Here is a 23,184-nt window from a genome sequence, read left to right as displayed (position 1 = left end):
GTATTGAGAATAATGAAAAGAGCAATTTTAAGTGTTTCAAATAAAAACGGTATTGTAGAATTTGCAACATCTTTAAAAGAATTAGGTTATGAGCTTTATTCAACAGGTGGAACGAAACGCATTTTAGAAGAGGCACAAGTTGATGTGAAATCTGTGTCTGAATTGACTCAGTTTCCTGAAATTATGGATGGACGCGTTAAAACTTTACATCCAGCAGTGCATGGTGGCATTTTGGCTGACAGAGATAAATCGGAACATTTGGAAGAATTAAAAGCACAACACATTGATTTAATTGATTTAGTAGTTGTTAATTTATATCCATTCCAAAAAACAGTAGACAATCCAGATGTTACAGAAATGGATGCGATTGAAAATATTGATATTGGCGGTCCGACAATGTTAAGAGCGGCTGCTAAGAATTTTAAACATGTGACAACCGTTGTACATCCTGCTGATTATAATGAAGTAATTAATAGAATTAAAAATGACCAATTAGATGAAGCATATCGAAAATCACTTATGATTAAAGTATTTGAACATACCACTCAATACGATAAAGCTATTGTGAATTTCTTTAAAGATAATAAAGAAACTTTACGCTATGGTGAGAACCCACAACAATCTGCTTACTTTGTCAGAACAACTGATGCTAAACATACAATTGCAGGAGCTAAACAATTACATGGTAAACAACTTAGCTTCAATAATATTAAAGATGCTGATGCAGCACTCTCATTAGTTAAAAAATTTGATGAGCCAACTACGATTGCCATCAAACATATGAATCCATGTGGTGTGGGAATTGGAAATTCAATAGAAGAAGCTTTTCAAAATGCTTTTGATGCAGATAATCAATCCATTTTTGGTGGTATTATTGCACTAAATAGACCAGTGACAGCGACGTTAGCTGAAACACTACATTCTATCTTTTTAGAAGTTGTTATCGCACCTCAATTTACGCAAGAGGCTTTAGACATTTTAACGAAAAAGAAAAATATTCGACTTTTAGAAATAGATACAACGATTGATAATAGAGAACAAGAATTTGTATCAGTATCGGGTGGTTATTTAGTACAGGATAAAGACAACTTTGAAGTGAGTCGTGCTGACATGACTGTTGCTACAGAAGTAGAACCAACCGAAGCGCAATGGGAAGCCATGTTATTAGGTTGGAAAGTTGTAGGTGCAGTTAAAAGTAATGCAGTGATTTTAAGTAATGCCAAACAAACAGTGGGTATTGGTGCTGGTCAAATGAATCGTGTAGGTTCAGCCAAAATAGCATTGGAAAGAGCAATTGAAATTAATGATAATGTTGCATTAGTATCAGATGGTTTTTTCCCAATGGATGATACTGTAGAATTAGCTGCAAAAAATGGAATAAAAGCAATTATTCAACCTGGCGGATCAATTAAGGACCAAGATTCTATAGATATGGCAAATAAATATGGCATTACAATGGTAATGACAGGAATGCGACATTTTAAACACTAAAAGCAGGATGTTGAAGGGAGAAAAGTCATGAAAGTACTCGTTATTGGTGCAGGTGGACGTGAACATGTATTAGCCTATAAATTAAGTCAATCATCAATGGTAGACCAAGTTCATGTGATACCTGGCAATGAAGCAATGGTTAATGTGGCACAAATCCATACGAATATTAAAGAAAATGACCACGAAGCTATCTTAGAATTTGTCACTAATCATCAAATTGAATGGGTTGTAATTGGACCTGAACAACCATTGATAGATGGTTTGCCTGATTTGTTAAGAAAACATCAAATTAAAGTGTTTGGCCCTAATCGCGATGCAGCACAAATTGAAGGCTCAAAGGCATTTGCTAAAAGAATAATGGCTAAATATGATATTCCTACTGCACAATATAAGGAAATTGATGACAAGGATGAGGCATTAGTTTTTGTTGAGGCATGTGATTTGCCAATAGTTATTAAAAAAGATGGTTTAGCTGCAGGTAAAGGGGTAGTAATTGCTTCAGAAAGAGCTGAAGCTAAAGAAGCAGTTCAACAAATGTTTGATGGAAATTCAGGAACTATTGTGTTTGAAGAATTTTTAGAAGGTGAAGAATTTTCTGTAATGACATTTGTTAATGGTAAGAGAGCTGTTCCATTTGACTGTATCGCTCAAGATCATAAACGTGCTTATGATTACGATAAAGGACCGAATACAGGTGGCATGGGTGCATATTGTCCAGTACCTCATATTAGCAATGATATCATTAATAGAACTAATAATGAGATTGCACAACCGATTGCACATGCAATGGCTGAAGAAGGTCATCACTTCTTTGGGTTATTATATATTGGTGCTATTTTAACAGAAGAAGGGCCGAAAGTAATAGAGTTTAATGCAAGATTTGGTGACCCAGAAGCACAAGTATTATTGACAAGAATGAATAGTGATTTGATGCAACATATTATTGCGCTTGATAATGATGAGCCGATTCACTTTGAATGGAAAGATGAATCAGTGGTTGGTGTTATGTTAGCTTCTAAAGGCTATCCAGGTAATTACGAAAAAGGGCATGAAGTCAGTGGATTTGAACTTGACTCAAATTACTTTGTAAGCGGTTTGAAGAAGGATAATGACCAGTTTGTTAATAGTGGTGGACGAGTCATTTTAGCTATTGGGGAAGGGCAAAATATAAAAGAAGCCCAAGTGAATGCCTATCAAAATGTTAAAAAAATAAAGAGCAATAACTTGTTTTATAGAACAGATATAGGAAATAAAGCATTGAAATAAAATGATACAAGAAAAAGAATGTGTTTACAGTCAACAACTGTTTATATTATTAAATCCTGAGACATTTATTTTGTCCCAGGATTTTTTGATTTATATATGGAATGATTGAAGTATGGATAAAATAATTTATTCTAATCTACCTATTCTGACATCATGGATACCAGTTATTGGCAAGGTAGCTGATAAATAATAAGAAAGTCCGATAATAATTAATAAACATATGATCAATATAATATCTTTGTATGAGAATGGTGCGTGATAATAATACGTTCTTGGACCATCTTTAAAACCTTTAGACTCCATTGCAACAGATAATTGATGTGCACGTCGTATGTTTTGACTTAATAAAGGAATAATTAGATGTTTGAGTCTTTTGAATCCTCTATAATTTGATTTATCTATCATTTGATATCTCATTTTTAAAGAACGACGTAATTGAATTAAAGAACTAATGATTAATGGTATCATTCTAATTGCGGCCATAAAGGCATAGGCAACTTTAGGTTTTACTTTTAAGTGTTGCATTAGACTATAAAATATCATGACCACTTGTGACGTTAATGCTATAAGAATACCAAACATCGACACTGTAATTGTACGAAGAGAAAGGTGAATACCTCTGACGATACTTTCCGTACTAATTTGAATGATGCCAAATTTAAATAAAATATGGTCACCATCACCATATAAAATCATGAATAGTGATGACAATAGAGCAAAGAACGTGGTTGCTAGTATAAAAGCACCAGTAATTTTAAATTGCGTTCCGTTAAACATAAGTAAAAAGATAAACATGAGACAAACGATGTAAATCATAAAGTCAAAATTATGAATAAAAATAATAAAGAAAAATAGTAAAACGCCTAAAACGAGTTTAGTGATAATATTGACGTCATCCATAAAGGTGTGTCTAATTTTCCAATGTTCAAACATGTTGATCACCTTTGATTTCTGTTAAATATTGGTTTTCAATTATCCATTGACGTGTTGGATAGCGTTTAATAATCTCTGGGTCATGTGTAACCATAATGATACTTTGTCCCTTAGATACTCTCTCTTGAAATAGTTTTATTAATTGAAATGTATTGTGGCTATCCAAACCAAATGTTGGTTCATCTAATAGGATGATATCTGCATTTGAACTTAATGCCGTTGCTACACTTAACCTACGTTTTTGACCCATTGATAATTCGTAAGGATGTTGATTTTTAACATTGGTTAAGTCTAGTAAATCTAATAAGTCGAGGGTTTTAGATTCTGCACTAGATGAATCTAAATGGTTAAAATGAATCAATATTTCATCATAAACAGAGTTAGTGATAAATTGAAGTTCTGGATTCTGATACACTAGATACATGTGCTTTGCAGCATCTTTAATTTTACGCAATTCCTGACCTTGAAATGTCATTACGCCTTTATATTTGATTAATTGTAATATGGATTCTAATAATGAGGTTTTACCAGTTCCATTTTGACCAGTTATCGTAATCCACTCTCCTGAATGAATAGCTAATTGATCCACTTTAAACAAATCTTTCTTATTACGAATGATGGCACCATGTTCAAATTTAAATAATGGCTCTATAGACGATGGTGCCATATGTTTAGGTTCAGGTGCATAATGCCATGCATTTGGATGCCATACGCCGTATTCACTTAGTAAATGTTCATAATGCTTTAAAATATGATTTGGCGTATCATCAGCAATGATTTGTCCTTCATAGTTCATTAATAAAACTCTATCAACATGTTGCCAAATATGTTCGACCTTATGTTCGACAATGAGTACTGTTTGATCTTTCCAAAGCTTAATCAAGCGTTGCCATAAATCAGATGTAGCATTAACATCCAACATTGCAGTGGGTTCATCTAAAAATAGTGTATCTGCCTGTTGTAATATTGTTTCGACGATAGCTAATTTTTGTTTCATACCACCACTTAATTGATTGATTTGTGTATTTTCGGTTACATTTAAATTCACTGATGCTAATGCTTGGTTAATGGCTTCATCCATATCTTGTCTTGGTACTTGTCTGTTCTCTAAAACAAAGGCAAGTTCTTCATAAACTTTAGGCATACAAAATTGTGAATCCGGATCTTGAAAGATCACGCCATTATGCTCTTTAATTTGCAATTCATCATACTTCATAGGTAATTCTATTAAATTGGGTACAATGCCACTTAATACATTTAAAAGCGTACTTTTTCCAGAACCAGATGGTCCTAGTAAAAGTACTTTTTCTTTTTCTTTAATTTCTAGATTTAGATTATCAAAAATTTTTCGATGTCCATTTGGATATTTCAAACGTAAATTTGTAACTTTTAACACTTTTAAGTCCCCTTATAATGTATCGTAATCATCTTTAGAAGCGGGTCTGAATACTTTAGTTACACCAGTTTGATCCAATGCTTTAACCAATAAATAAGATAATAAACCAGCAATGATAATACCACTAATCGCACGGAAAACAATGAATAAAATTAAGTTCCATCCAGCAACTTCATTTAAATAACCATAGAAATAGTCGACTGGGAATGATACAAGTGCAGTCACTAGTCCAGCAAGCATAGCTACCATGACTGAACGAGACTGGTATTTGAAAATAGCAAAGACAATCTCACATGCTAAACCTTGTAGAAGGGCATAGATAATCGTAGGTATATCAAATTTACCCATCACAATTGTTTCACCGGCACCTGCAGCAAACTCAGCAAGTAAGGCGATACCTGGCTTAGGAATAATTAAATAACAAACAATCGCTGCCATAAACCATACTCCATAGGTTAATTGCTCAAGGTGTAAACCAGCGACTTGTGCAACATTATAAAATAACCACCATAAGTTATAAATAATGGCAAAAATTACAGAGATAAGTACTGTCACTAATATCTCAGAAAGCTTTAAACCTTTTGACATAAAAACATCCTCCTAAAAAAACGCACAACCATCTCTAGGAAAGTTGTGCGTAAAACATAAGAATATGATTCAACATACGATTATAATCTTTGTTAATTACACTTTCCTACGCTAGTATCTAGCTAGATCAGGTTCAAAGGGTTTGAGGGTTAACCTCATCTCAGTTCAAAACACCCCTAGTGCGTTTATTATTTTTAATTTGTCTTTAATGTATGATTTTTCATGTGGATTGTCAAGTTAATAAAATATTTCATAAAATAATATTTTGATTTTATGCAAAATAATTGGAAGTGAGTAGGAATTTTAGAAAGGGATATGGAATAAAGAATCATAAAAATTAAGTGAAATAGACGTATATTGCTTGTAAACATAAAAAGTACCTAGGATATCAAAAACACCCTAGGCACGTAGTTTTTATAGAAAATTGAATTCTTATTATGATTTAACTAGCAAGTAGATATTAATTTAACGCATCATCAATATCTTTTTTAGTTTGTTCTGTATCATTTGTTTTTTCTTCTTTTTGTTCTTTTAGTTTCTCTTCTGCTTCTTTGGCTTTTTCAGCTGATTTTTTTGCAAATTCTTCATTACTCATAATAAATCCACCCCTAATTGTGTTTTATTGTTTACATACACCTTTTACCCAGTTATGCTAATAATAAACTTTTCTAGGTCTATAGACGTATTTAGTGATTTATTAAAGACAAGAATAAGTTCTTCATATATAATAACTTTTGAGGTGAATAGTATGTCTTTTCTTAAGAAACACACCGAGATCATATTTAGTTATATCATCGGTATCGTTTCACTTTTCACAGGACTCATTATATTAATTAACTTACCGCTTATTAAACAGTTAAATGGAGATAAGAAGGTAAATACACATGTGTATAATATATGGGAATTCCTGAACGCATTTTTCGCTGAAATAATTAAAGTGATGAGTAGATTTATCGGGGGTTTCCCAATTGTAAGTGCCATAATCATTATATTATTTGGTATCTTAGTAATGTTACTAGGTCATACGTTATTTAGAACAATTAAGTATGATTATGATATTTCAATTTTCTTCTTGGTCATAGGGGTAATGTATTTCTTAATTACTCTAGTTCTTATGATGCAAGTGTATGGATTCTTTGGTATCGTATTTATTATTCCGTTCATCATACATATTGGATACATTGTATATAAAGATGAATTGAATAGTGATAATCGAAAAAGTCATTATATGTGGATTATAGTGTCATATGGTATCAGTTATCTTATTACTCAAATTGCATTGCATGGTCGTATTGACGCTAATGAAATTGAATCTATTGATATTTTAAGTGTTAATACATTCTTTATTATTATGTGGTTATTAGGACAAATGTCAATTTGGAACTTCTTGTTCTTAAGACGTGCTCTGCCGCTTACTAAACAAGAATTAGGCGAAGAAGAACCTGAATTATCAAGAACAAGTAAAGGTAATGTCTCAAATCAAACTAAAGTTCACTTAAAACAACTACAAGATAAGACAACAGAATATGCACGTAAAACAAGAAGAAGTGTTGATTTAGAAAGAATTAGAGTTAAAAGGGATAAATTTAAAGAAAAAGTAAAAAATATTGTTGATATTCAAGAAGATGATATTCCAAATTGGATGAGAAAGCCAAAATGGATAAAACCAATGTATGTTGAAATTTTCTGTGGTTTAGTTATATTCTTCTTTACATTCTTAGAATTTAACAACAGAAATGCATTGTTCTTATCTGGAGAATGGGAATTATCACAAACGCAATATGTGATTGAATGGGTAACATTATTATTACTTTTATTCATTATCATTGTTTATATTGCTACAACACTTACTTATTTCTTAAGAGGTAAATTTTACTTCTTACAATTATTTATGGGAAGTATCTTATTCTTTAAATTATTAACTGAATTCATAAATATTATGGTTCACGGTTTATTGTTATCTGTATTTATAACACCAACTTTATTGCTTATGTTACTAGCAATGATTGTTGCTTATTCATTACAGTTAAGAGATAAACCAAAAGAATGATAAAAAGAATATAAAAACAAATTAATCTAAACAAATCACACGTGTTATAGGGTGGGTTACAATTCCTTCTTTAATCGATCGAATTGTAAGCTCACTCTTTTTTGTTAGAAAATAGGACTAAGTAGCATTCTTTGTTAAAATAATAAATGAATCATTCAATTAGTAAATATATATAATGTAAAATGCATTTACGAATCAACATAGCAATGTGACGGTTGAAGAAATTAAACGTATAAAAGAAAGGTTAGTGTAATAAATGAAGATTGCAACTTTAAATAGAGGTAAAGAATCAAAATATCACAATCAATATCCTTTAATTGATGAAGAAGATATTTATGCCCAAGATCATCTTAAAGAAGGTGATTTATTCAAATTAGTTGATGGGAAAGAACAATATGTAGCAACTGCTTATGTAGGTAGACAACACAAAGGTTTAGGTTGGGTATTGAGTTATGATCCATCTGAAGATATTAATACTGCATTTTTTAAACGATTATTTGAAAAAGCTTTAGAAGAACGAGAATATTACTATCATATAGATGGTACGAATGCTTTTAGATTGTTCAATGCTGAAGGTGATGGTGTCGGTGGTTTAACGATCGACAATTATGATGGGCATTTATTAATTCAATGGTATTCAAAAGGTATTTACAAATTTAGATATCATATATTAGAAGCTATCAAAACAGTCTTTAAGTATCAGTCTATCTACGAAAAAATGAGATTTAAAGATACTGAATATACAGGTGGATTTGTTGAGGGAGAACAACAAGCATTTCCAATCGTCATCGAAGAAAACTTCACTTTTTATAATGTGGATTTAGATGATGGCTTAATGACAGGTATTTTCCTTGATCAAAAAGAAGTAAGAAAGAAATTACGTGATCAATTCTCAGAAGGGCGTCATCTTTTAAATGTGTTTAGCTATACAGGGGCTTTTTCAGTAGTATCTGCAAATAAGGCTAAATCAACAACTAGTGTAGATTTAGCTAATCGCTCTAGAGGATTAACCGAAGAGAATTTTGGGCTTAATGCTATTGATCCAAAATCACAATATATTTATGTCATGGATACATTTGATTATTATAATTATGCAAAACGCCACGGACATCAATATGACACTATTGTGATTGATCCACCAAGTTTTGCACGTAATAAAAAGAAAACATTTTCAGTACAAAAAGATTACGACAAATTGATTAATGGTGCTTTAGAAGTATTATCACCAAAAGGTACATTATTATTATGCACAAATTCAAGCGTGTTTTCATTAAAGGCATTTAAAAATGTTATCAAAACAACATTAGATGAAGCTGAAGTGGATTATGAAATCAATGAGGTGATGGGATTACCTAAAGACTTTAAAACACATCCACATTACAAACCTTCAAAGTATTTAAAAGCAATTTTTGTTAATATTGAGCATTAAATAGTTGTAATCTGGGTATAGAGTCTTATTGAAATAAGATTCATGGGAGTGTGAATAAGATGAGCATAAGAAATAAAATGACGAACAGAGTCACAAATACAGTTGGTAATAAAGTATTAAATATTGAAGAAATCAAAGAAAAAAGTAATTTACCTGTGACTCAAAATGAGTTACAACAAAGACGTGCACAAGCAGAGAATCTCGTTAAGAAGAAATCTTTACTATCATCAGGAATGAGTGTAGTACCAATTCCTGGATTAGACTTTGGTGTTGATATAAAATTAATGAGAGATATCATTAGTGATGTCAATAAAATTTATGGACTAGATCATAAACAAGTCAATTCATTAAGTGATGACGTTAGAGAACGAATAATGTCTGCTGCAGCTATTCAAGGTAGTCAGTTTATTGGTAAAAAATTAACTAATGCACTGATGAAAGTAGTGATTAGAGATGTGGCAAAACGTACTGCAGCTAAACAAACTAAATGGTTCCCATTTGTAGGACAAGCAGTTTCAGCATCAATTAGTTATTACTTTATGAAAAGATTAGGTCAAGATCATATCGAAAAATGTGAAAAAGTCATCAAAGAGTTACTTTAAGGGATATAATTTGTTAAAAAATTGTAGAAATATACTGAAACCGGTTTTAAAGAAATTGAATTTAACTATTGGTTTTGGTAAAGTTAAGGTATAAAAATTTATGTTAGATTGTAAGTATATTGAAGATTCTAACTTATAGAAGGAGAAATAAATTATGGAACAAAAATCATATGTAATTATCGACGAAACAGGAATCCACGCTCGCCCAGCTACAATGTTGGTACAAACAGCTTCAAAATTTGATTCAGATATTCAATTAGAATATAACGGTAAAAAAGTAAACTTAAAATCAATCATGGGTGTTATGAGTTTAGGTGTAGGTAAAGATGCTGAAATTACAATTTATGCTGACGGTAGCGATGAGGCAGATGCAATCGAATCTATCAGTGATGTCTTATCAAAAGAAGGTTTAACTAAGTAATATGTCTAAATTAATTAATGGTATTGCTGCATCTGATGGTGTAGCAATTGCTAAAGCTTACTTAATAGTTGAGCCAGATTTATCTTTTGATAGCAGTGAAACAATTACTGATGTCGAAGGTGAAACTAGCAAATTCAATAACGCTATCGAAGCATCTAAAATTGAATTAACTAAAATAAGAAATAATGCAGAAGTTCAATTAGGCGCTGATAAAGCTGCCATTTTTGATGCGCATTTACTTGTTTTAGATGATCCAGAATTAATTCAACCAATTCAAGATAAAATTAAAAATGATCATGTTAATGCAGCTACAGCATTAAATGAGGTTACAACTCAATTCATTACTATATTTGAATCAATGGATAATGAATACATGAAAGAACGTGCTGCAGACATTAGAGACGTATCTAAACGTGTGTTAGCACATATTCTTGGGGTTGAATTACCAAACCCAAGTATGATTGATGAAAGTGTTGTTATTATTGGTAATGACTTAACACCTTCTGATACTGCGCAGTTAAATAAAGAATTCGTTCAAGGGTTTGTTACAAATATTGGCGGTAGAACAAGTCACTCTGCGATTATGAGTCGTTCATTAGAAATCGCAGCAGTAGTTGGTACTAAATCAATCACTAAAGAAGTTAAACAAGGTGATATGATTATTGTTGATGGTTTAACTGGTGATGTTATCATCGATCCTACAGAAGATGAAGTTATCGCTTATCAAAATAAACGTGAACGTTTCTTTGAAGATAAACAAGAATTACAAAAATTACGTGATGCTGATACAGTAACTGTTGATGGTGTTCACGCAGAGTTAGCAGCTAATATTGGTACACCAAACGATTTACCAGGTGTCATTGAAAATGGTGCACAAGGTATTGGCTTATATCGTACTGAGTTCTTATACATGGGTAGAGATCAATTACCTACTGAAGAAGAGCAATTTGAAGCATACAAAAAAGTATTAGAAACTATGGATGGTAAACGTGTTGTTGTTCGTACATTGGATATCGGTGGCGACAAAGAATTACCATATTTAGATTTACCAGACGAAATGAATCCATTCTTAGGATACAGAGCGATTCGTCTTTGCTTAGCTCAACCTGATATTTTCAGACCACAATTACGCGCGTTATTACGTGCATCAGTTTATGGTAAATTAAATATCATGTTCCCAATGGTAGCAACTATCAAGGAATTCCGTGATGCTAAAGCAATGTTATTAGAAGAAAAAGAAAATCTTCAAAATGAAGGTTATGAAGTTTCTGAAGATATTGAGTTAGGTATCATGGTTGAAATACCAGCGACAGCAGCATTAGCTGATGTATTTGCTAAAGAAGTAGATTTCTTTAGTATTGGTACAAATGACTTAATCCAATACACATTAGCAGCTGACCGTATGTCTGAACGTGTATCTTACTTATATCAACCATACAACCCTTCAATTTTACGCTTAGTAAAACAAGTCATTGAAGCTTCTCACAAAGAAGGTAAATGGACTGGTATGTGTGGTGAAATGGCAGGAGATGCTACTGCAGTACCATTACTATTAGGTTTAGGTCTAGATGAATTCTCAATGAGTCCAACATCTATTCTTAAAGCTAGAAGACAAATTAATGGTTTAAGTAAAAATGAAATGTCAGAACTAGCGAACCGTGCTATTCATTGTGCAACACAAGAAGAAGTTATGGAATTAGTTAATAACATTTCAAAATAATAATTAAAAAACCAACTAGAGCAATCTAAATTGCTTTAGTTGGTTTTTATTTAATTAGTCTTTTTTTTTTCTAATCAATTATTGAATGTCAAAAGCTTGATTAATTTTATCCATATCAACTTGATACATAGGTTCATCGTTCAATAAGATAAATGGCGTCGCAAATGCATCATAATCCATCATTTCTATACGATATTGATTATTTTTTATATTCTTTTCTGTAAAATCCACATGATTTGCTTGAAGATGATTTTTTACAAAGGTACAAGGTGGACAATCATCTTGTGTATAAATCGTAATATGTGACACTTCAGTCTTCCTTTCTATGTGCTAATTTATATTATTCTATCTTATATTTAATTTTATAAAATATCAATGGTGTGAACATTATGTGTCTCTATAAAAATTTTATATCAAAAATTCAAGCAAAAACATTTAGTTCATCTTGATAAGGATTTATAATTTTAAGCATTGTGAAATTACAAAAATATAAATTCAAGGTGATTATATATGGATTCAGTTGAAATGAGTCGTTTGCTTACAGGTATGACCTTAGCCGTTCATATCATATTTGCGACGATTGGTGTAGGTATGCCATTAATGTTTGTTATTGCAGAATTTCTTGGCATACGTAACAATGATGCACATTATATTGCATTAGCGAAACGATGGTCGAAAGGATATACCATTACAGTGGCTGTTGGTGTAGTGACAGGTACTATTATTGGTTTGCAATTATCGCTTGTATGGCCGACATTTATGAAAATGGGTGGACATGTGATTGCATTACCTCTATTTATGGAAACATTTGCATTCTTTTTTGAAGCTATATTTCTTAGTATTTATCTTTATACTTGGGAAAGATTTAAGAATAAATGGATTCATTTTGTTATAGGATTACCTGTAATTATAGGTGGATCATTCTCAGCATTTTTCATTACATCAGTTAACTCGTTTATGAATACGCCAGCTGGTTTTGAAATGAAAAATGGACGTATGGTTAATGTTCAACCATTAGAAGCGATGTTTAATTCATCATTCATCGTAAGATCTTTCCATGTCGTTGCAACCGCTGGAATGACAATGGCATTTATTCTTGCGGCAATTGCTGCATTTAAATTGTTAAAACAGTCGTATTCAGAAGATAAAATATATCATTTGAAAGCCTTAAAAATGACGATGATTGTTGGTTTTATTTCAACATTGTTATCGATGTTAGCAGGAGATATGTCTGCCAAATTTTTACATAAAGTACAACCAGAAAAATTAGCTGCATATGAATGGCATTTTGACACACAATCCCAAGCCAATTTAGTATTTTTTGGTGTTTTAAATGAAAAGACAAATGAAGTATCAGGTGCAATAGAAATCCCAGGAATGTTAAGTTTCTTAGCTGATAATAATTTTAAGACGACAGTTAAAGGACTTAACGATTTTCCTAAAAATGAATTGCCTCCTTTAATTGTTCATTATTTCTTTGACTTAATGGTTTCAATGGGCGTATTCTGTTTTGTGATTTCAGGGATATTTATGTTGATTTTATTAATTAAGAAGTTACGACACTTTATCACGCATAAGGTCGTTTTATATAGCATATTGCTTACTGGACCAGCGTCTATGTTAGCTATCGAATTTGGTTGGTTCTTAACTGAAATGGGACGCCAACCTTGGATTGTAAGAGGATACTTAAGAGTATCTCAGGCAGCGACTCAAGCTGGAGGCATCACATTAGTGACGATTTTATTTGGTTTATTATATCTTGTACTCATCGTGACATCTGCATATGTACTACTCAGAATGTTTAGAAATAAACCTGCTATCAATGATGTCAATCAAGTTCTAAAAGAAAGAGGTGATAACAAATGATATATTCATATATAGGTATTTCAGTTTTATGGATATTTTTATTTTGTTATATCATCGTAGCCTCAATTGATTTTGGTGCTGGATTCTTCGCATTGCATTCTAAGATTACAGGTGAAGAGAAGAAAATTAATCATCTTATTGAAAGATATCTTAGCCCAGTATGGGAAGTCACAAATGTGTTCTTTGTATTTTTCTTTGTTGGATTTATTGGTTTTTTCCCAGATTCTGTTAAGTATTTAGGCACGGTTTTACTTGTACCAGGATCAATTGGTACGATTCTAATCTCAATTAGAAACAGTTTCTATGCTTTTGAAAATTATGGACAAGATACAAAATTGCCATGGATTTTTCTATATGGATTAACAGGTTTACTCATTCCAGCTGCATTAGCAACTGCGTTAACAATTTCAGAAGGTGGCTATATCAAAGAGGTGGGGAACCATGTTGATTTAGACTGGGTTCAACTATTACTAAGTCCATTTGCTTGGTCAGTTGTATTCTTGGCGATTATTTCAGTCCTTTATATATCTTCTGGATTTCTTACATTCTATGCTAATAAAGCAAAGGATGAACCGGCATATCATTTAATGAGACGTTGGCATATATTTTGGGGACCACCAATGATTATTATTTCATTGTTTGTCTTTTTATCTTTAAGAGTACAAAACTCGGATCATTTTAATAATGCTGTTTTTAACTATTGGTGGATGTTTGTGATAAGTTTTATGTTTTTCCTAGTTGCAGGTGCACTAACTATTTTCAAAAGAAATCATGGTTTAGCATTTATAATGGTAATTTTGCAAATGTTATTCGCATTCTTTGGATATGGTATGAGCAAATTACCATATTTATTACATCCATTCGTAAAAATATCAAGTTCCCATGTGAATGATGAAATGGGTCTAGCATTGGTCATCGCATTTATTTTAGGTTTACTTTTATTAGTTCCATCGTTACTATTATTATTGAGACTATTTGTTTTCGATAAAGATTATGTTGAAGGAAAAAAATAATCAACTTAAAGTAGAACAAATCATAATTTCGATTTTGTATTAGCTTTATTTAGTATCATTTAAAAGAAAGTTGATTTAATCGTTGTTATGTAAATGTGTAATAAGCGGAGGACTATATGGAAAAGGAATACGTAGTAATTGGTTTAGGACGCTTTGGTGGCAGTATTGTTAGAGAACTTAACGCCTTAGATATGGATGTTATGGCCATTGATAGTGATGAGAATAGAGTTAATGAATATAGTGATATTGCAACTCATGCGGTAGTAGCAGATACTACTGATGAAGCAGTAATGAAAAGTTTAGGAATTAGAAACTTTGACCATGTTATAGTTGCTATCGGTGAAAATATTCAATCTAGTACGTTAACAACACTTATTTTAAAAGAATTAGGTGTTAAAAAGGTAACTGCCAAAGCACAAAATGATTATCATGCTAAAATATTAAATAAGATTGGTGCGGACACTGTTGTCCATCCTGAACGTGATATGGGCCGTCGTATAGCACATAATGTAGCTAGTGCGAGTGTACTTGATTATTTAGAATTAGCAGATGAACACTCTATCGTTGAATTAAAAGCTACTGAAAAAATGACTGGCCAAACAATTATCGATTTAGATATTCGTGCACAATATGGAATTAATATTATTGCAATTAAAAGAGGAAAGCAGTTTATTGTGTCACCAGACCCAAATTTAAATATTGAAATTGGTGATATCTTAATCATGATTGGTCATGATAATGATTTAGGTCGATTTGAAAAAAACATAGCTAAATAAAAAATGGTTTAGTCAATTATCTTGGCTAAACCATTTTTTTAAGAAATCCCATAAGCATTATCATAAAGATGATAGTAGCTTATGGGAAATTATAATATTATTATTTTTTATCTTCATTAACTTTCATAATGACAGGTAAAATCATTGGTCTACGAGCTGTCTTTTCGAACAAGTACGGTTGTAAAGTCTCGATGATTGATGATTTAATTTGATGCCATTGTATGTCTTTATTTTGGTTTAATTTAGAAATAACATCAGTTTTAATACGACGTTGCGCATCATAAATAAGTTGTCCAGATTCACGCATATACACAAAGCCTCGTGAAATGATATCAGGACCTGAAAGTAATGTGTTTGTATTAAAGTCTATACTAACAACCACAATTACTAAACCTTCTTCAGATAATAATTTACGATCTCTGATTACCACATTACCAATATCACCAATACCACTACCATCAACAAGCACATTACCTGATGGAATTCTACCTGCTTTACGTGCTGAATCATGAGTTAAAGCAAGTACATCACCGATATCGAAGATAAAGACGTTATCTTCGTCAACACCGCAATCAACACCAGTTTCACCATGTGCTTTGAGCATACGATACTCACCATGAATAGGTAAGAAGTACTTAGGTTGGATTAAACGTAACATCAATTGTTGGTCGCCTTGAGATCCATGTCCAGAAGTATGGATGTTAGAAATTTTACTATGAATAACATCTGCACCAGCTTTATATAAAGCGTTAATTGTACGGTTTATACTTTTAGTATTACCTGGAATAGGTGATGAACTAAATACAACAGTATCTTCTGGGATAATCTTGATTTGTTTATGTGTACCGTTAGCGATACGAGATAATGCTGCCATAGGCTCACCTTGTGAGCCAGTACATAAAATAAGTAATTCATGTTTAGGAATATTATTGATTTTTCCTGGTTCTACAAATGTTTCTGGTGGAGCTTTAATGTATCCTAGCTCCATACCTATTTTAATATTGTTTTCCATTGAACGACCGAATGTAACAATTTTTCTATTATGCTTAACTGCTGCTTCGACTGCTTGTTGAACACGATAGATGTTCGAAGCAAATGTCGCGAAAATGATACGACCTTTACAATTACGGAAAATTTTATCGACATTTTGTCCTACTTCACGTTCACTAAGAGTAAAGTCAGGAACTAATGCATTCGTAGAATCAGAAAGTAGACAAAGTACGCCTTCTTCACCTAATTTAGCCATTTTTGCAATGTTTGCTGGCTCGCCAACAGGTGTGAAATCAAATTTAAAGTCACCAGTATGAACAATTTTACCTTCAGGTGTATCAACAATAACACCATATGCTTCAGGAATACTGTGTGTTGTAAGATAGAACGATATTTCAAAATGTTTGGATTTAATCACACTATCTTCATTGATTTCATTTAATTGAGCCGTACGTAATAAATTATGTTCTTCTAATTTGTTTCTAATCAAACCTAAAGCTAATGGACCACCGTAAATAGGTACATTAATTTGCTTTAATAGGAAGGGCACACCACCTATATGATCTTCGTGTCCATGAGTGATGAACAGACCAACGATTTTATCTTGGTTCTGTTCTAAGTAAGTGTAATCAGGAATCACATAATCAATTCCAAGTAGATTATCATCAGGGAATTTAATACCCGCATCTATAATCACGATTTCATTTTTGTACTCGATAGCATAAGTATTTTTACCTACTTCACCTAAACCACCAAGTGCATATACACCTACTTCATTTTGATGTAATTGCTTCATTATTCAGCATTCTCCACATTAAAATGATCTGAATGTTCTTTTTCGTAATCTAAATGTGCGCCCTCTAATTTAGTGATAAATTCGATATTAAAATTACGGTCTTTTAAATAACGTCTTACTTGTTCTTCAGTTTGTGCTTCAACATAAATCGTTTGCGTGTTTTCACGCACGATAACTTCATCTTTATTATGTTGATAGAATACTTTAAATACTGCCATTGATATAATTCCTCCTAAGGATGTTTTTAATATTTATTCAAGTCCCGTGGTTGATAGCTCGGGTTATTAAAGATAGAAATCAGGTTTTATCATAGATATTGTTCTTCAATAAAAGTATGTGTATTTAAATTTAATAACAGACATACCAGCTAATCTAAATAAATATACAACTATAATTATTTAATTTCACTGCCGAGTATGTTTTCCAGGGAAATCATGTCGTTCAATTTTTGAAAAATAGGATTAATTCACTAAGATTTCAGTTAATGTATATTTTACATGATGTATCAAAAGAAATAAAGCAGTTTTATCATTAAGTGAACGAACAGGGCACGTAATATAGTAAGAACCTTCAATCTCTATTTAGCTTTGGGAAAAACCATATATCAATTTAGTCACAACTTCAAACTTATTTATTTAAACGCTATTGTTTTATTTGATTGAAATCTATTAAATAAAAAACCTCGAAAGTCATGTTACTTTCGAGGTTAAATCAAATCATGCTTCAACTGCATCTGGATGAGGTGCTAAAGGATTAGAATCATCAATATGATCATAGAACATAATGCCATTCAAATGATCAATTTCGTGTTGGAAAATGATAGCTGGATAGCCTTTTAAACGTAATTTTACGTCATTACCATCGATATCTTGAGCTTTAATAGTGACTCTATTATGACGATGAACTAAACCAGGAATATTTTCATCTACACTTAGACAACCTTCACCAGTTGGCAAATAGGCTTCTTGAACACTATAACTCATCACTTTTGGATTAACTAGCATGTAATCATATGATTTCCCATTTCCATCATCTGGTAAATACACGGCAATCATTCTTTTGGATACATTAATTTGTGGTGCAGCTAAACCCACACCTGAGCGTAAACCATATTTTTTGGCGATGTCATCATCCTGACTATTGATTAAAAACTCGCGCATAGCTTTTAATGTTTCTTTATCTTCATTTGATAATGGGAAACTTAATTCTTGAGCTTTTTCACGAAGTGTTGGATGACCATCTCTAATTATATCTTTCATTGTTATCATGTCTGACACCTTCCTTAATTACAAATATACCAAATATAATAGGTAGAAGTACATTGAAGTAAATTATATTATTAGTAGAAAATGAAAATAAAAGTTAAAATAATAATACACATGAATTATGATGTGTTACGAAAGTACCTTTAAAATTAAATGTGAAGATACGCAAACGTGATATATCTCTGCAGTATAACCGTTATTAATGTATATCGTTAGGGATTAAAATAGACGTAAGATACTTAGCCGATTTCTTTGATTTATGAGAGAGATTTATTTATGATAACAATCGTACAACTTTGAGGAGGATACAGAAATGAAATTAAACAAAACAATAGCAGTTGTTGCAACATCAGCAGTATTACTAGCCGGATGTACAACAGATAAAAAAGAAATAAAAGCATATGATGAACAAGTTCAAAATGCTTTTGATAAAGAGAAACCAGTTGCAAATGTAAGTAAAAAAATTAATAAATTAGAAGAAGAAAAACAAAAGTTATTTAAAAAAGCTAACGAGAAAGATCAACAAACAAGAGAAAAAGCAGCTAATGACATCGTTGAAAATGTAGAAAAACGTGAAAAAGAATTCAAGAAAGAAGAAAAGGCATTAGCCGATTCTGAAAAAGAATTTAAAAAGGCAGAATCACATATAGACAATATAGATAATAAAGATAAGAAAAAAGAAGTTGAAGAGTTAGATAAAGCTATTAAGGATAAATATAAATCACATAGTGATTATGCAAAGGCTTACAAAAAAGCGCTTGAAAAAGAAAAATCACTGTTTAGTTTTATCAATAAAGATGGTGCAACACAAGACGAAGTTGATGAAAAATCGAAAGAGTTAGGTAAAACATATAAAGATATGAACAAGAAATTTAAAGCGTATTCAAAAGCGATGAACAAGGTAAATAAAGAAAAACAAGATGTAGACCAATTAAAATAATTTCTTGACTGATACAGATAGGAAGAATGTAGTAGTACAGTTCTGACATCTGTATCTTTTTTCTATGAAACAGAACTTTATGAAATCGTTTAACAGGCTTATTTTTTTGTGATACAATTGTTATGGATAAAATGAATTTCTATTTATATATGGGAAAGGTATGGTGAATTGAATGGCTCCTAAGTTACAAGCCCAATTCGATGCAGTAAAAGTACTAAATGACACACAGTCGAAATTTGAAATGGTTCAAATTTTAGACGTAGATGGCAACGTTGTAAATGAAGACTTAGTACCTGATTTAACAGATGAAGAATTAGTAGAATTAATGGAAAGAATGGTATGGACACGTATTCTAGATCAACGCTCTATTTCTTTAAATAGACAAGGTCGTTTAGGTTTCTATGCACCAACAGCTGGACAAGAAGCATCACAGTTAGCATCTCAATACGCGTTAGAAAAAGAAGATTTTATTCTTCCTGGTTACCGTGATGTGCCACAAATTATTTGGCATGGTTTACCATTAACGGAAGCTTTCTTATTCTCAAGAGGACACTTTAAAGGTAACCAATTCCCTGAAGGTGTGAATGCACTGAGTCCACAAATCATTATCGGTGCACAGTATGTACAAACAGCAGGTGTTGCGTTTGGTCTTAAAAAACGAGGCAAAAATGCAGTAGCGATTACTTATACTGGTGATGGCGGTTCATCTCAAGGTGACTTCTATGAAGGTATTAACTTTGCTTCAGCATATAAAGCACCAGCAATTTTTGTTATTCAAAATAACAACTACGCGATTTCAACACCACGTAGTAAACAAACTGCAGCAACTTCATTAGCTCAAAAAGCGATTGCTGTTGGTATCCCTGGTATCCAAGTTGATGGTATGGATGCATTAGCAGTATATCAAGCTACTAAAGAGGCTCGTGAACGTGCAGTTGCAGGTGAAGGCCCAACACTAATCGAAACAATGACATATCGTTACGGACCACATACTATGGCTGGTGACGACCCTACACGTTACAGAACTTCAGATGAAGACGCAGAATGGGAGAAAAAAGATCCATTAGTTCGTTTCAGAAAATTCTTAGAAAATAAAGGTCTTTGGAATGAAGACAAAGAAAATGAAGTTATTGAACGTGCTAAATCAGACATCAAAGCAGCTATTAAAGAGGCCGACAAAACAGAAAAACAAACTGTTACTTCTCTAATGGAAATTATGTATGAAGAAATGCCTCAAAATTTAGCAGAACAATATGAAATTTACAAAGAGAAGGAGTCGAAGTAAGCCATGGCACAAATGACAATGGTTCAAGCGATTAATGATGCGCTTAAAACTGAACTTAAAAATGACGAAGACGTTTTAGTTTTCGGTGAAGACGTTGGTGTTAACGGCGGTGTATTCCGTGTTACTGAAGGTTTACAAAAAGAATTTGGTGAAGATCGTGTATTCGATACACCACTTGCAGAATCAGGAATTGGTGGCTTAGCTTTAGGTTTAGCTGTTGAAGGTTTCCGCCCTGTAATGGAAATCCAATTCTTAGGATTCGTATTTGAAGTATTTGACTCAGTAGCTGGACAAATTGCACGTACTCGTTTCCGTTCAGGTGGTTCTAAAACTGCACCTGTAACTATTCGTAGTCCATTTGGTGGCGGTGTGCATACACCAGAATTACACGCAGATAATTTAGAAGGTATTTTAGCTCAATCTCCTGGTTTGAAAGTAGTTATTCCTTCAGGCCCATATGATGCTAAAGGATTATTAATTTCTTCAATTAGAAGTAATGACCCAGTTGTATATTTAGAGCATATGAAATTATATCGTTCTTTCAGAGAAGAAGTTCCTGAAGAAGAATACACAATTGATATTGGAAAAGCTAATGTGAAAAAAGAAGGTAATGACATTACTTTAATCGCATACGGTGCAATGGTACAAGAATCATTAAAAGCAGCTGAAGAATTAGAAAAAGAAGGTTATTCAGTTGAAGTAATCGATTTACGTACAGTTCAACCAATTGATATCGATACATTAGTGGCTTCAGTTGAAAAAACGAACAGAGCTGTAGTAGTTCAAGAAGCTCAACGTCAAGCAGGTGTTGGTGCACAAGTTGCAGCTGAATTAGCTGAACGTACAATTCTTTCATTAGAAGCACCTATTGCACGTGTAGCAGCAGCAGATACAGTATATCCATTTACTCAAGCTGAAAATGTTTGGTTACCAAACAAAAATGATATCGTAGAAAAAGCAAAAGCAACTTTAGAGTTTTAATCTTTAAATAAAGTTTAAATTAAAAAGTGATTTCTTTATTAAGAAAATCTTAGGAGGAAAAAGACCGTGGCATTTGAATTTAGATTACCCGACATCGGGGAAGGTATCCACGAAGGTGAAATTGTAAAATGGTTTGTAAAAGCTGGAGATACAATTGAAGAAGACGATGTCTTAGCAGAAGTCCAAAATGACAAATCTGTTGTAGAAATCCCTTCACCAGTAAGTGGTACAGTTGAAGAAGTATTAGTAGATGAGGGTACAGTAGCAGTTGTTGGTGACATTATTGTTAAAATTGATGCACCAGATGCTGAAGAAATGCAATTCAAAGGTAATCACAGTGATGATTCATCAAGTGAAGAACCAAAAGAAGAAGCAGCGAAAGAAGAAAGTGCTTCATCACAAGAAAGTCAACCTGCAGCAAGCACTCAAGATGCTGAAGTTGATGAAAATAGAACAATTAAAGCAATGCCTTCAGTACGTAAATATGCACGTGATAATGGCGTGAATATTAAAGCAGTTGCTGGATCTGGTAAAAATGGTCGAATCACAAAAGAAGATATTGATGCACACTTAAATGGTGGCGCTACTCAAACAGCATCTAATGAAAGTGCAGCAAGTACTTCTGAAGAGACTACAACTACATCAGCAACACAATCAGTACCAGAAGGCGACTTCCCAGAAACAACTGAAAAAATCCCAGCTATGCGTAAAGCAATTGCCAAAGCAATGGTTAATTCTAAACACACAGCACCACATGTTACATTAATGGATGAAATTGATGTTCAACAATTATGGGATCACCGTAAGAAATTCAAAGAAATCGCAGCTGAACAAGGTACAAAACTTACTTTCTTACCATATGTAGTGAAAGCACTTGTTTCTGCACTTAAAAAATATCCAGCACTTAATACTTCATTTAATGAAGAAGCTGGAGAGATTGTACACAAACACTATTGGAATATTGGTATCGCTGCAGATACAGACAGAGGCTTATTAGTACCTGTTGTTAAACATGCAGATCGTAAATCAATCTTCCAAATCTCAGATGAAATTAACGAACTTGCTGTAAAAGCACGTGACGGTAAATTAACATCTGACGAAATGAAAGGTGCAACATGTACAATCAGTAATATCGGTTCAGCTGGTGGACAATGGTTCACTCCAGTTATTAATCACCCAGAAGTAGCTATCTTAGGAATTGGGCGCATCGCTCAAAAACCGATTGTTAAAGATGGAGAAATTGTAGCAGCTCCAGTTCTTGCATTATCATTAAGCTTTGACCACAGACAAATTGATGGTGCAACTGGACAAAATGCTATGAATCACATCAAGCGTTTATTAAATAATCCAGAATTATTATTAATGGAGGGGTAAAA

Annotated in this window: 22 protein-coding genes and 1 riboswitch; of the genes, 14 read left to right on the top strand and 8 right to left on the bottom strand. The window is 32.5% G+C overall.

Annotated features, from left to right (window positions below; all coding sequences use genetic code 11):
- Positions 1-12 precede the first annotated feature (12 nt).
- Complete coding sequence (purH, locus tag ACZ267_RS05320; RefSeq protein ID WP_015365198.1) at positions 13-1,491, top strand: bifunctional phosphoribosylaminoimidazolecarboxamide formyltransferase/IMP cyclohydrolase; 1,479 nt, start codon at positions 13-15, stop codon at positions 1,489-1,491.
- Between the two features lie 27 nt (positions 1,492-1,518).
- Positions 1,519-2,757 (top strand): phosphoribosylamine--glycine ligase, encoded by a 1,239-nt coding sequence (gene purD / locus ACZ267_RS05315; protein ID WP_079449134.1) that lies wholly within the window; start codon positions 1,519-1,521, stop codon positions 2,755-2,757.
- Positions 2,758-2,883: 126 nt separating this feature from the next.
- Here the strand turns inward: purD and ACZ267_RS05310 are convergent, their stop codons facing one another.
- The 4 genes from ACZ267_RS05310 to graF all read right to left on the bottom strand — a co-directional run bounded on the left by ACZ267_RS05310 (position 2,884) and on the right by graF (position 6,269).
- Positions 2,884-3,690, bottom strand: coding sequence for an energy-coupling factor transporter transmembrane component T family protein (locus ACZ267_RS05310; protein ID WP_015365196.1), 807 nt, complete (start codon positions 3,688-3,690; stop codon positions 2,884-2,886).
- Positions 3,683-5,086, bottom strand: a complete 1,404-nt coding sequence (locus tag ACZ267_RS05305) for an ABC transporter ATP-binding protein (protein WP_002467292.1) — start codon at positions 5,084-5,086, stop codon at positions 3,683-3,685. The genes ACZ267_RS05310 and ACZ267_RS05305 overlap by 8 nt, the downstream gene beginning before the upstream one ends.
- Before the next feature lie 12 nt (positions 5,087-5,098).
- Positions 5,099-5,674, bottom strand: a complete 576-nt coding sequence (locus tag ACZ267_RS05300; RefSeq protein WP_002467293.1) for an ECF transporter S component — start codon at positions 5,672-5,674, stop codon at positions 5,099-5,101.
- Between the two features lie 86 nt (positions 5,675-5,760).
- Positions 5,761-5,862: riboswitch (TPP riboswitch) on the bottom strand.
- A 272-nt stretch (positions 5,863-6,134) separates the two neighbouring features.
- Positions 6,135-6,269: a glycopeptide resistance-associated protein GraF gene (gene graF, locus ACZ267_RS05295; RefSeq protein ID WP_002450705.1), complete on the bottom strand. Its 135-nt coding sequence runs from the start codon at positions 6,267-6,269 to the stop codon at positions 6,135-6,137.
- A 153-nt stretch (positions 6,270-6,422) separates the two neighbouring features.
- Between graF and auxA the strand changes: the two genes are divergently transcribed.
- The 5 genes from auxA to ptsP all read left to right on the top strand — a co-directional run bounded on the left by auxA (position 6,423) and on the right by ptsP (position 11,896).
- Positions 6,423-7,724, top strand: a complete 1,302-nt coding sequence (gene auxA, locus ACZ267_RS05290; RefSeq protein WP_015365195.1) for a lipoteichoic acid stability factor AuxA — start codon at positions 6,423-6,425, stop codon at positions 7,722-7,724.
- A gap of 256 nt (positions 7,725-7,980) precedes the next feature.
- Positions 7,981-9,153, top strand: a complete 1,173-nt coding sequence (locus ACZ267_RS05285) for a class I SAM-dependent rRNA methyltransferase (RefSeq protein ID WP_002465587.1) — start codon at positions 7,981-7,983, stop codon at positions 9,151-9,153.
- A gap of 59 nt (positions 9,154-9,212) precedes the next feature.
- Positions 9,213-9,755 (top strand): DUF697 domain-containing protein, encoded by a 543-nt coding sequence (locus tag ACZ267_RS05280; RefSeq protein ID WP_002465585.1) that lies wholly within the window; start codon positions 9,213-9,215, stop codon positions 9,753-9,755.
- 154 nt (positions 9,756-9,909) lie between these two features.
- Positions 9,910-10,176 carry a phosphocarrier protein HPr gene (locus ACZ267_RS05275; RefSeq protein WP_002450701.1) on the top strand — a complete coding sequence of 89 codons (267 nt, stop codon included), beginning with the start codon at positions 9,910-9,912 and terminating at the stop codon, positions 10,174-10,176.
- A gap of 1 nt (position 10,177) precedes the next feature.
- Positions 10,178-11,896, top strand: a complete 1,719-nt coding sequence (gene ptsP, locus ACZ267_RS05270) for a phosphoenolpyruvate--protein phosphotransferase (RefSeq protein ID WP_002465592.1) — start codon at positions 10,178-10,180, stop codon at positions 11,894-11,896.
- Between the two features lie 78 nt (positions 11,897-11,974).
- Here ptsP and ACZ267_RS05265 read toward each other — a convergent pair whose 3' ends face one another.
- A complete protein-coding gene (locus ACZ267_RS05265; protein WP_002465589.1) occupies positions 11,975-12,205 on the bottom strand; it encodes a glutaredoxin family protein in 231 nt (76 codons plus the stop codon).
- A gap of 201 nt (positions 12,206-12,406) precedes the next feature.
- Between ACZ267_RS05265 and ACZ267_RS05260 the strand changes: the two genes are divergently transcribed.
- The 3 genes from ACZ267_RS05260 to ACZ267_RS05250 all read left to right on the top strand — a co-directional run bounded on the left by ACZ267_RS05260 (position 12,407) and on the right by ACZ267_RS05250 (position 15,551).
- Complete coding sequence (locus ACZ267_RS05260; protein ID WP_002465593.1) at positions 12,407-13,762, top strand: cytochrome ubiquinol oxidase subunit I; 1,356 nt, start codon at positions 12,407-12,409, stop codon at positions 13,760-13,762.
- Positions 13,759-14,775, top strand: a complete 1,017-nt coding sequence (locus tag ACZ267_RS05255; RefSeq protein WP_124747914.1) for a cytochrome d ubiquinol oxidase subunit II — start codon at positions 13,759-13,761, stop codon at positions 14,773-14,775. The genes ACZ267_RS05260 and ACZ267_RS05255 overlap by 4 nt, the downstream gene beginning before the upstream one ends.
- A gap of 116 nt (positions 14,776-14,891) precedes the next feature.
- Positions 14,892-15,551 (top strand): potassium channel family protein, encoded by a 660-nt coding sequence (locus ACZ267_RS05250; protein WP_002450696.1) that lies wholly within the window; start codon positions 14,892-14,894, stop codon positions 15,549-15,551.
- Positions 15,552-15,651: 100 nt separating this feature from the next.
- Here the strand turns inward: ACZ267_RS05250 and rnjA are convergent, their stop codons facing one another.
- The 3 genes from rnjA to def all read right to left on the bottom strand — a co-directional run bounded on the left by rnjA (position 15,652) and on the right by def (position 18,605).
- Positions 15,652-17,337 carry a ribonuclease J1 gene (gene rnjA, locus ACZ267_RS05245; RefSeq protein WP_015365194.1) on the bottom strand — a complete coding sequence of 562 codons (1,686 nt, stop codon included), beginning with the start codon at positions 17,335-17,337 and terminating at the stop codon, positions 15,652-15,654.
- The gene (locus tag ACZ267_RS05240) at positions 17,337-17,555 is read right to left on the bottom strand and encodes a DNA-dependent RNA polymerase subunit epsilon (RefSeq protein WP_002450694.1); all 219 of its coding nucleotides are present in this window, start codon (positions 17,553-17,555) and stop codon (positions 17,337-17,339) included. Before ACZ267_RS05240 ends, rnjA begins: the two co-directional genes overlap by 1 nt.
- A gap of 498 nt (positions 17,556-18,053) precedes the next feature.
- Positions 18,054-18,605 (bottom strand): peptide deformylase, encoded by a 552-nt coding sequence (gene def, locus ACZ267_RS05235; protein WP_015365193.1) that lies wholly within the window; start codon positions 18,603-18,605, stop codon positions 18,054-18,056.
- Positions 18,606-18,915: 310 nt separating this feature from the next.
- Between def and ACZ267_RS05230 the strand changes: the two genes are divergently transcribed.
- From ACZ267_RS05230 to ACZ267_RS05215, 4 genes are all read left to right on the top strand, one after another.
- Positions 18,916-19,542, top strand: coding sequence for a YkyA family protein (locus ACZ267_RS05230; protein WP_002467474.1), 627 nt, complete (start codon positions 18,916-18,918; stop codon positions 19,540-19,542).
- 172 nt (positions 19,543-19,714) lie between these two features.
- Entirely contained in the window at positions 19,715-20,827 is a 1,113-nt protein-coding gene (gene pdhA / locus ACZ267_RS05225; protein ID WP_015365191.1) for a pyruvate dehydrogenase (acetyl-transferring) E1 component subunit alpha, read from the top strand.
- A gap of 3 nt (positions 20,828-20,830) precedes the next feature.
- Positions 20,831-21,808, top strand: a complete 978-nt coding sequence (locus ACZ267_RS05220; protein ID WP_002450689.1) for an alpha-ketoacid dehydrogenase subunit beta — start codon at positions 20,831-20,833, stop codon at positions 21,806-21,808.
- 66 nt (positions 21,809-21,874) lie between these two features.
- The gene (locus tag ACZ267_RS05215; RefSeq protein ID WP_002467469.1) at positions 21,875-23,182 is read left to right on the top strand and encodes a dihydrolipoamide acetyltransferase family protein; all 1,308 of its coding nucleotides are present in this window, start codon (positions 21,875-21,877) and stop codon (positions 23,180-23,182) included.
- The last annotated feature ends 2 nt before the right edge of the window (positions 23,183-23,184 follow it).

Source organism: Staphylococcus sp. AC872 (assembly GCF_979255425.1).
Note: the sequence above shows the minus strand (reverse complement) of the source record. Positions and strands in the feature narration are given on the sequence as shown.

Bases quoted from the DNA above. Each gene is read 5' to 3' on its own strand.
- purH (WP_015365198.1), top strand. From the start codon at position 13: ATGAAAAGAGCAATTTTAAGTGTTTCAAATAAAAACGGTATTGTAGAA.
- purD (WP_079449134.1), top strand. From the start codon at position 1,519: ATGAAAGTACTCGTTATTGGTGCAGGTGGACGTGAACATGTATTAGCC.
- ACZ267_RS05310 (WP_015365196.1), bottom strand. From the start codon at position 3,690: ATGTTTGAACATTGGAAAATTAGACACACCTTTATGGATGACGTCAAT.
- ACZ267_RS05300 (WP_002467293.1), bottom strand. From the start codon at position 5,674: ATGTCAAAAGGTTTAAAGCTTTCTGAGATATTAGTGACAGTACTTATC.
- graF (WP_002450705.1), bottom strand. From the start codon at position 6,269: ATGAGTAATGAAGAATTTGCAAAAAAATCAGCTGAAAAAGCCAAAGAA.
- auxA (WP_015365195.1), top strand. From the start codon at position 6,423: ATGTCTTTTCTTAAGAAACACACCGAGATCATATTTAGTTATATCATC.
- ACZ267_RS05285 (WP_002465587.1), top strand. From the start codon at position 7,981: ATGAAGATTGCAACTTTAAATAGAGGTAAAGAATCAAAATATCACAAT.
- ACZ267_RS05280 (WP_002465585.1), top strand. From the start codon at position 9,213: ATGAGCATAAGAAATAAAATGACGAACAGAGTCACAAATACAGTTGGT.
- ACZ267_RS05275 (WP_002450701.1), top strand. From the start codon at position 9,910: ATGGAACAAAAATCATATGTAATTATCGACGAAACAGGAATCCACGCT.
- ptsP (WP_002465592.1), top strand. From the start codon at position 10,178: ATGTCTAAATTAATTAATGGTATTGCTGCATCTGATGGTGTAGCAATT.
- ACZ267_RS05260 (WP_002465593.1), top strand. From the start codon at position 12,407: ATGGATTCAGTTGAAATGAGTCGTTTGCTTACAGGTATGACCTTAGCC.
- ACZ267_RS05255 (WP_124747914.1), top strand. From the start codon at position 13,759: ATGATATATTCATATATAGGTATTTCAGTTTTATGGATATTTTTATTT.
- ACZ267_RS05250 (WP_002450696.1), top strand. From the start codon at position 14,892: ATGGAAAAGGAATACGTAGTAATTGGTTTAGGACGCTTTGGTGGCAGT.
- rnjA (WP_015365194.1), bottom strand. From the start codon at position 17,337: ATGAAGCAATTACATCAAAATGAAGTAGGTGTATATGCACTTGGTGGT.
- ACZ267_RS05240 (WP_002450694.1), bottom strand. From the start codon at position 17,555: ATGGCAGTATTTAAAGTATTCTATCAACATAATAAAGATGAAGTTATC.
- def (WP_015365193.1), bottom strand. From the start codon at position 18,605: ATGATAACAATGAAAGATATAATTAGAGATGGTCATCCAACACTTCGT.
- ACZ267_RS05230 (WP_002467474.1), top strand. From the start codon at position 18,916: ATGAAATTAAACAAAACAATAGCAGTTGTTGCAACATCAGCAGTATTA.
- pdhA (WP_015365191.1), top strand. From the start codon at position 19,715: ATGGCTCCTAAGTTACAAGCCCAATTCGATGCAGTAAAAGTACTAAAT.
- ACZ267_RS05220 (WP_002450689.1), top strand. From the start codon at position 20,831: ATGGCACAAATGACAATGGTTCAAGCGATTAATGATGCGCTTAAAACT.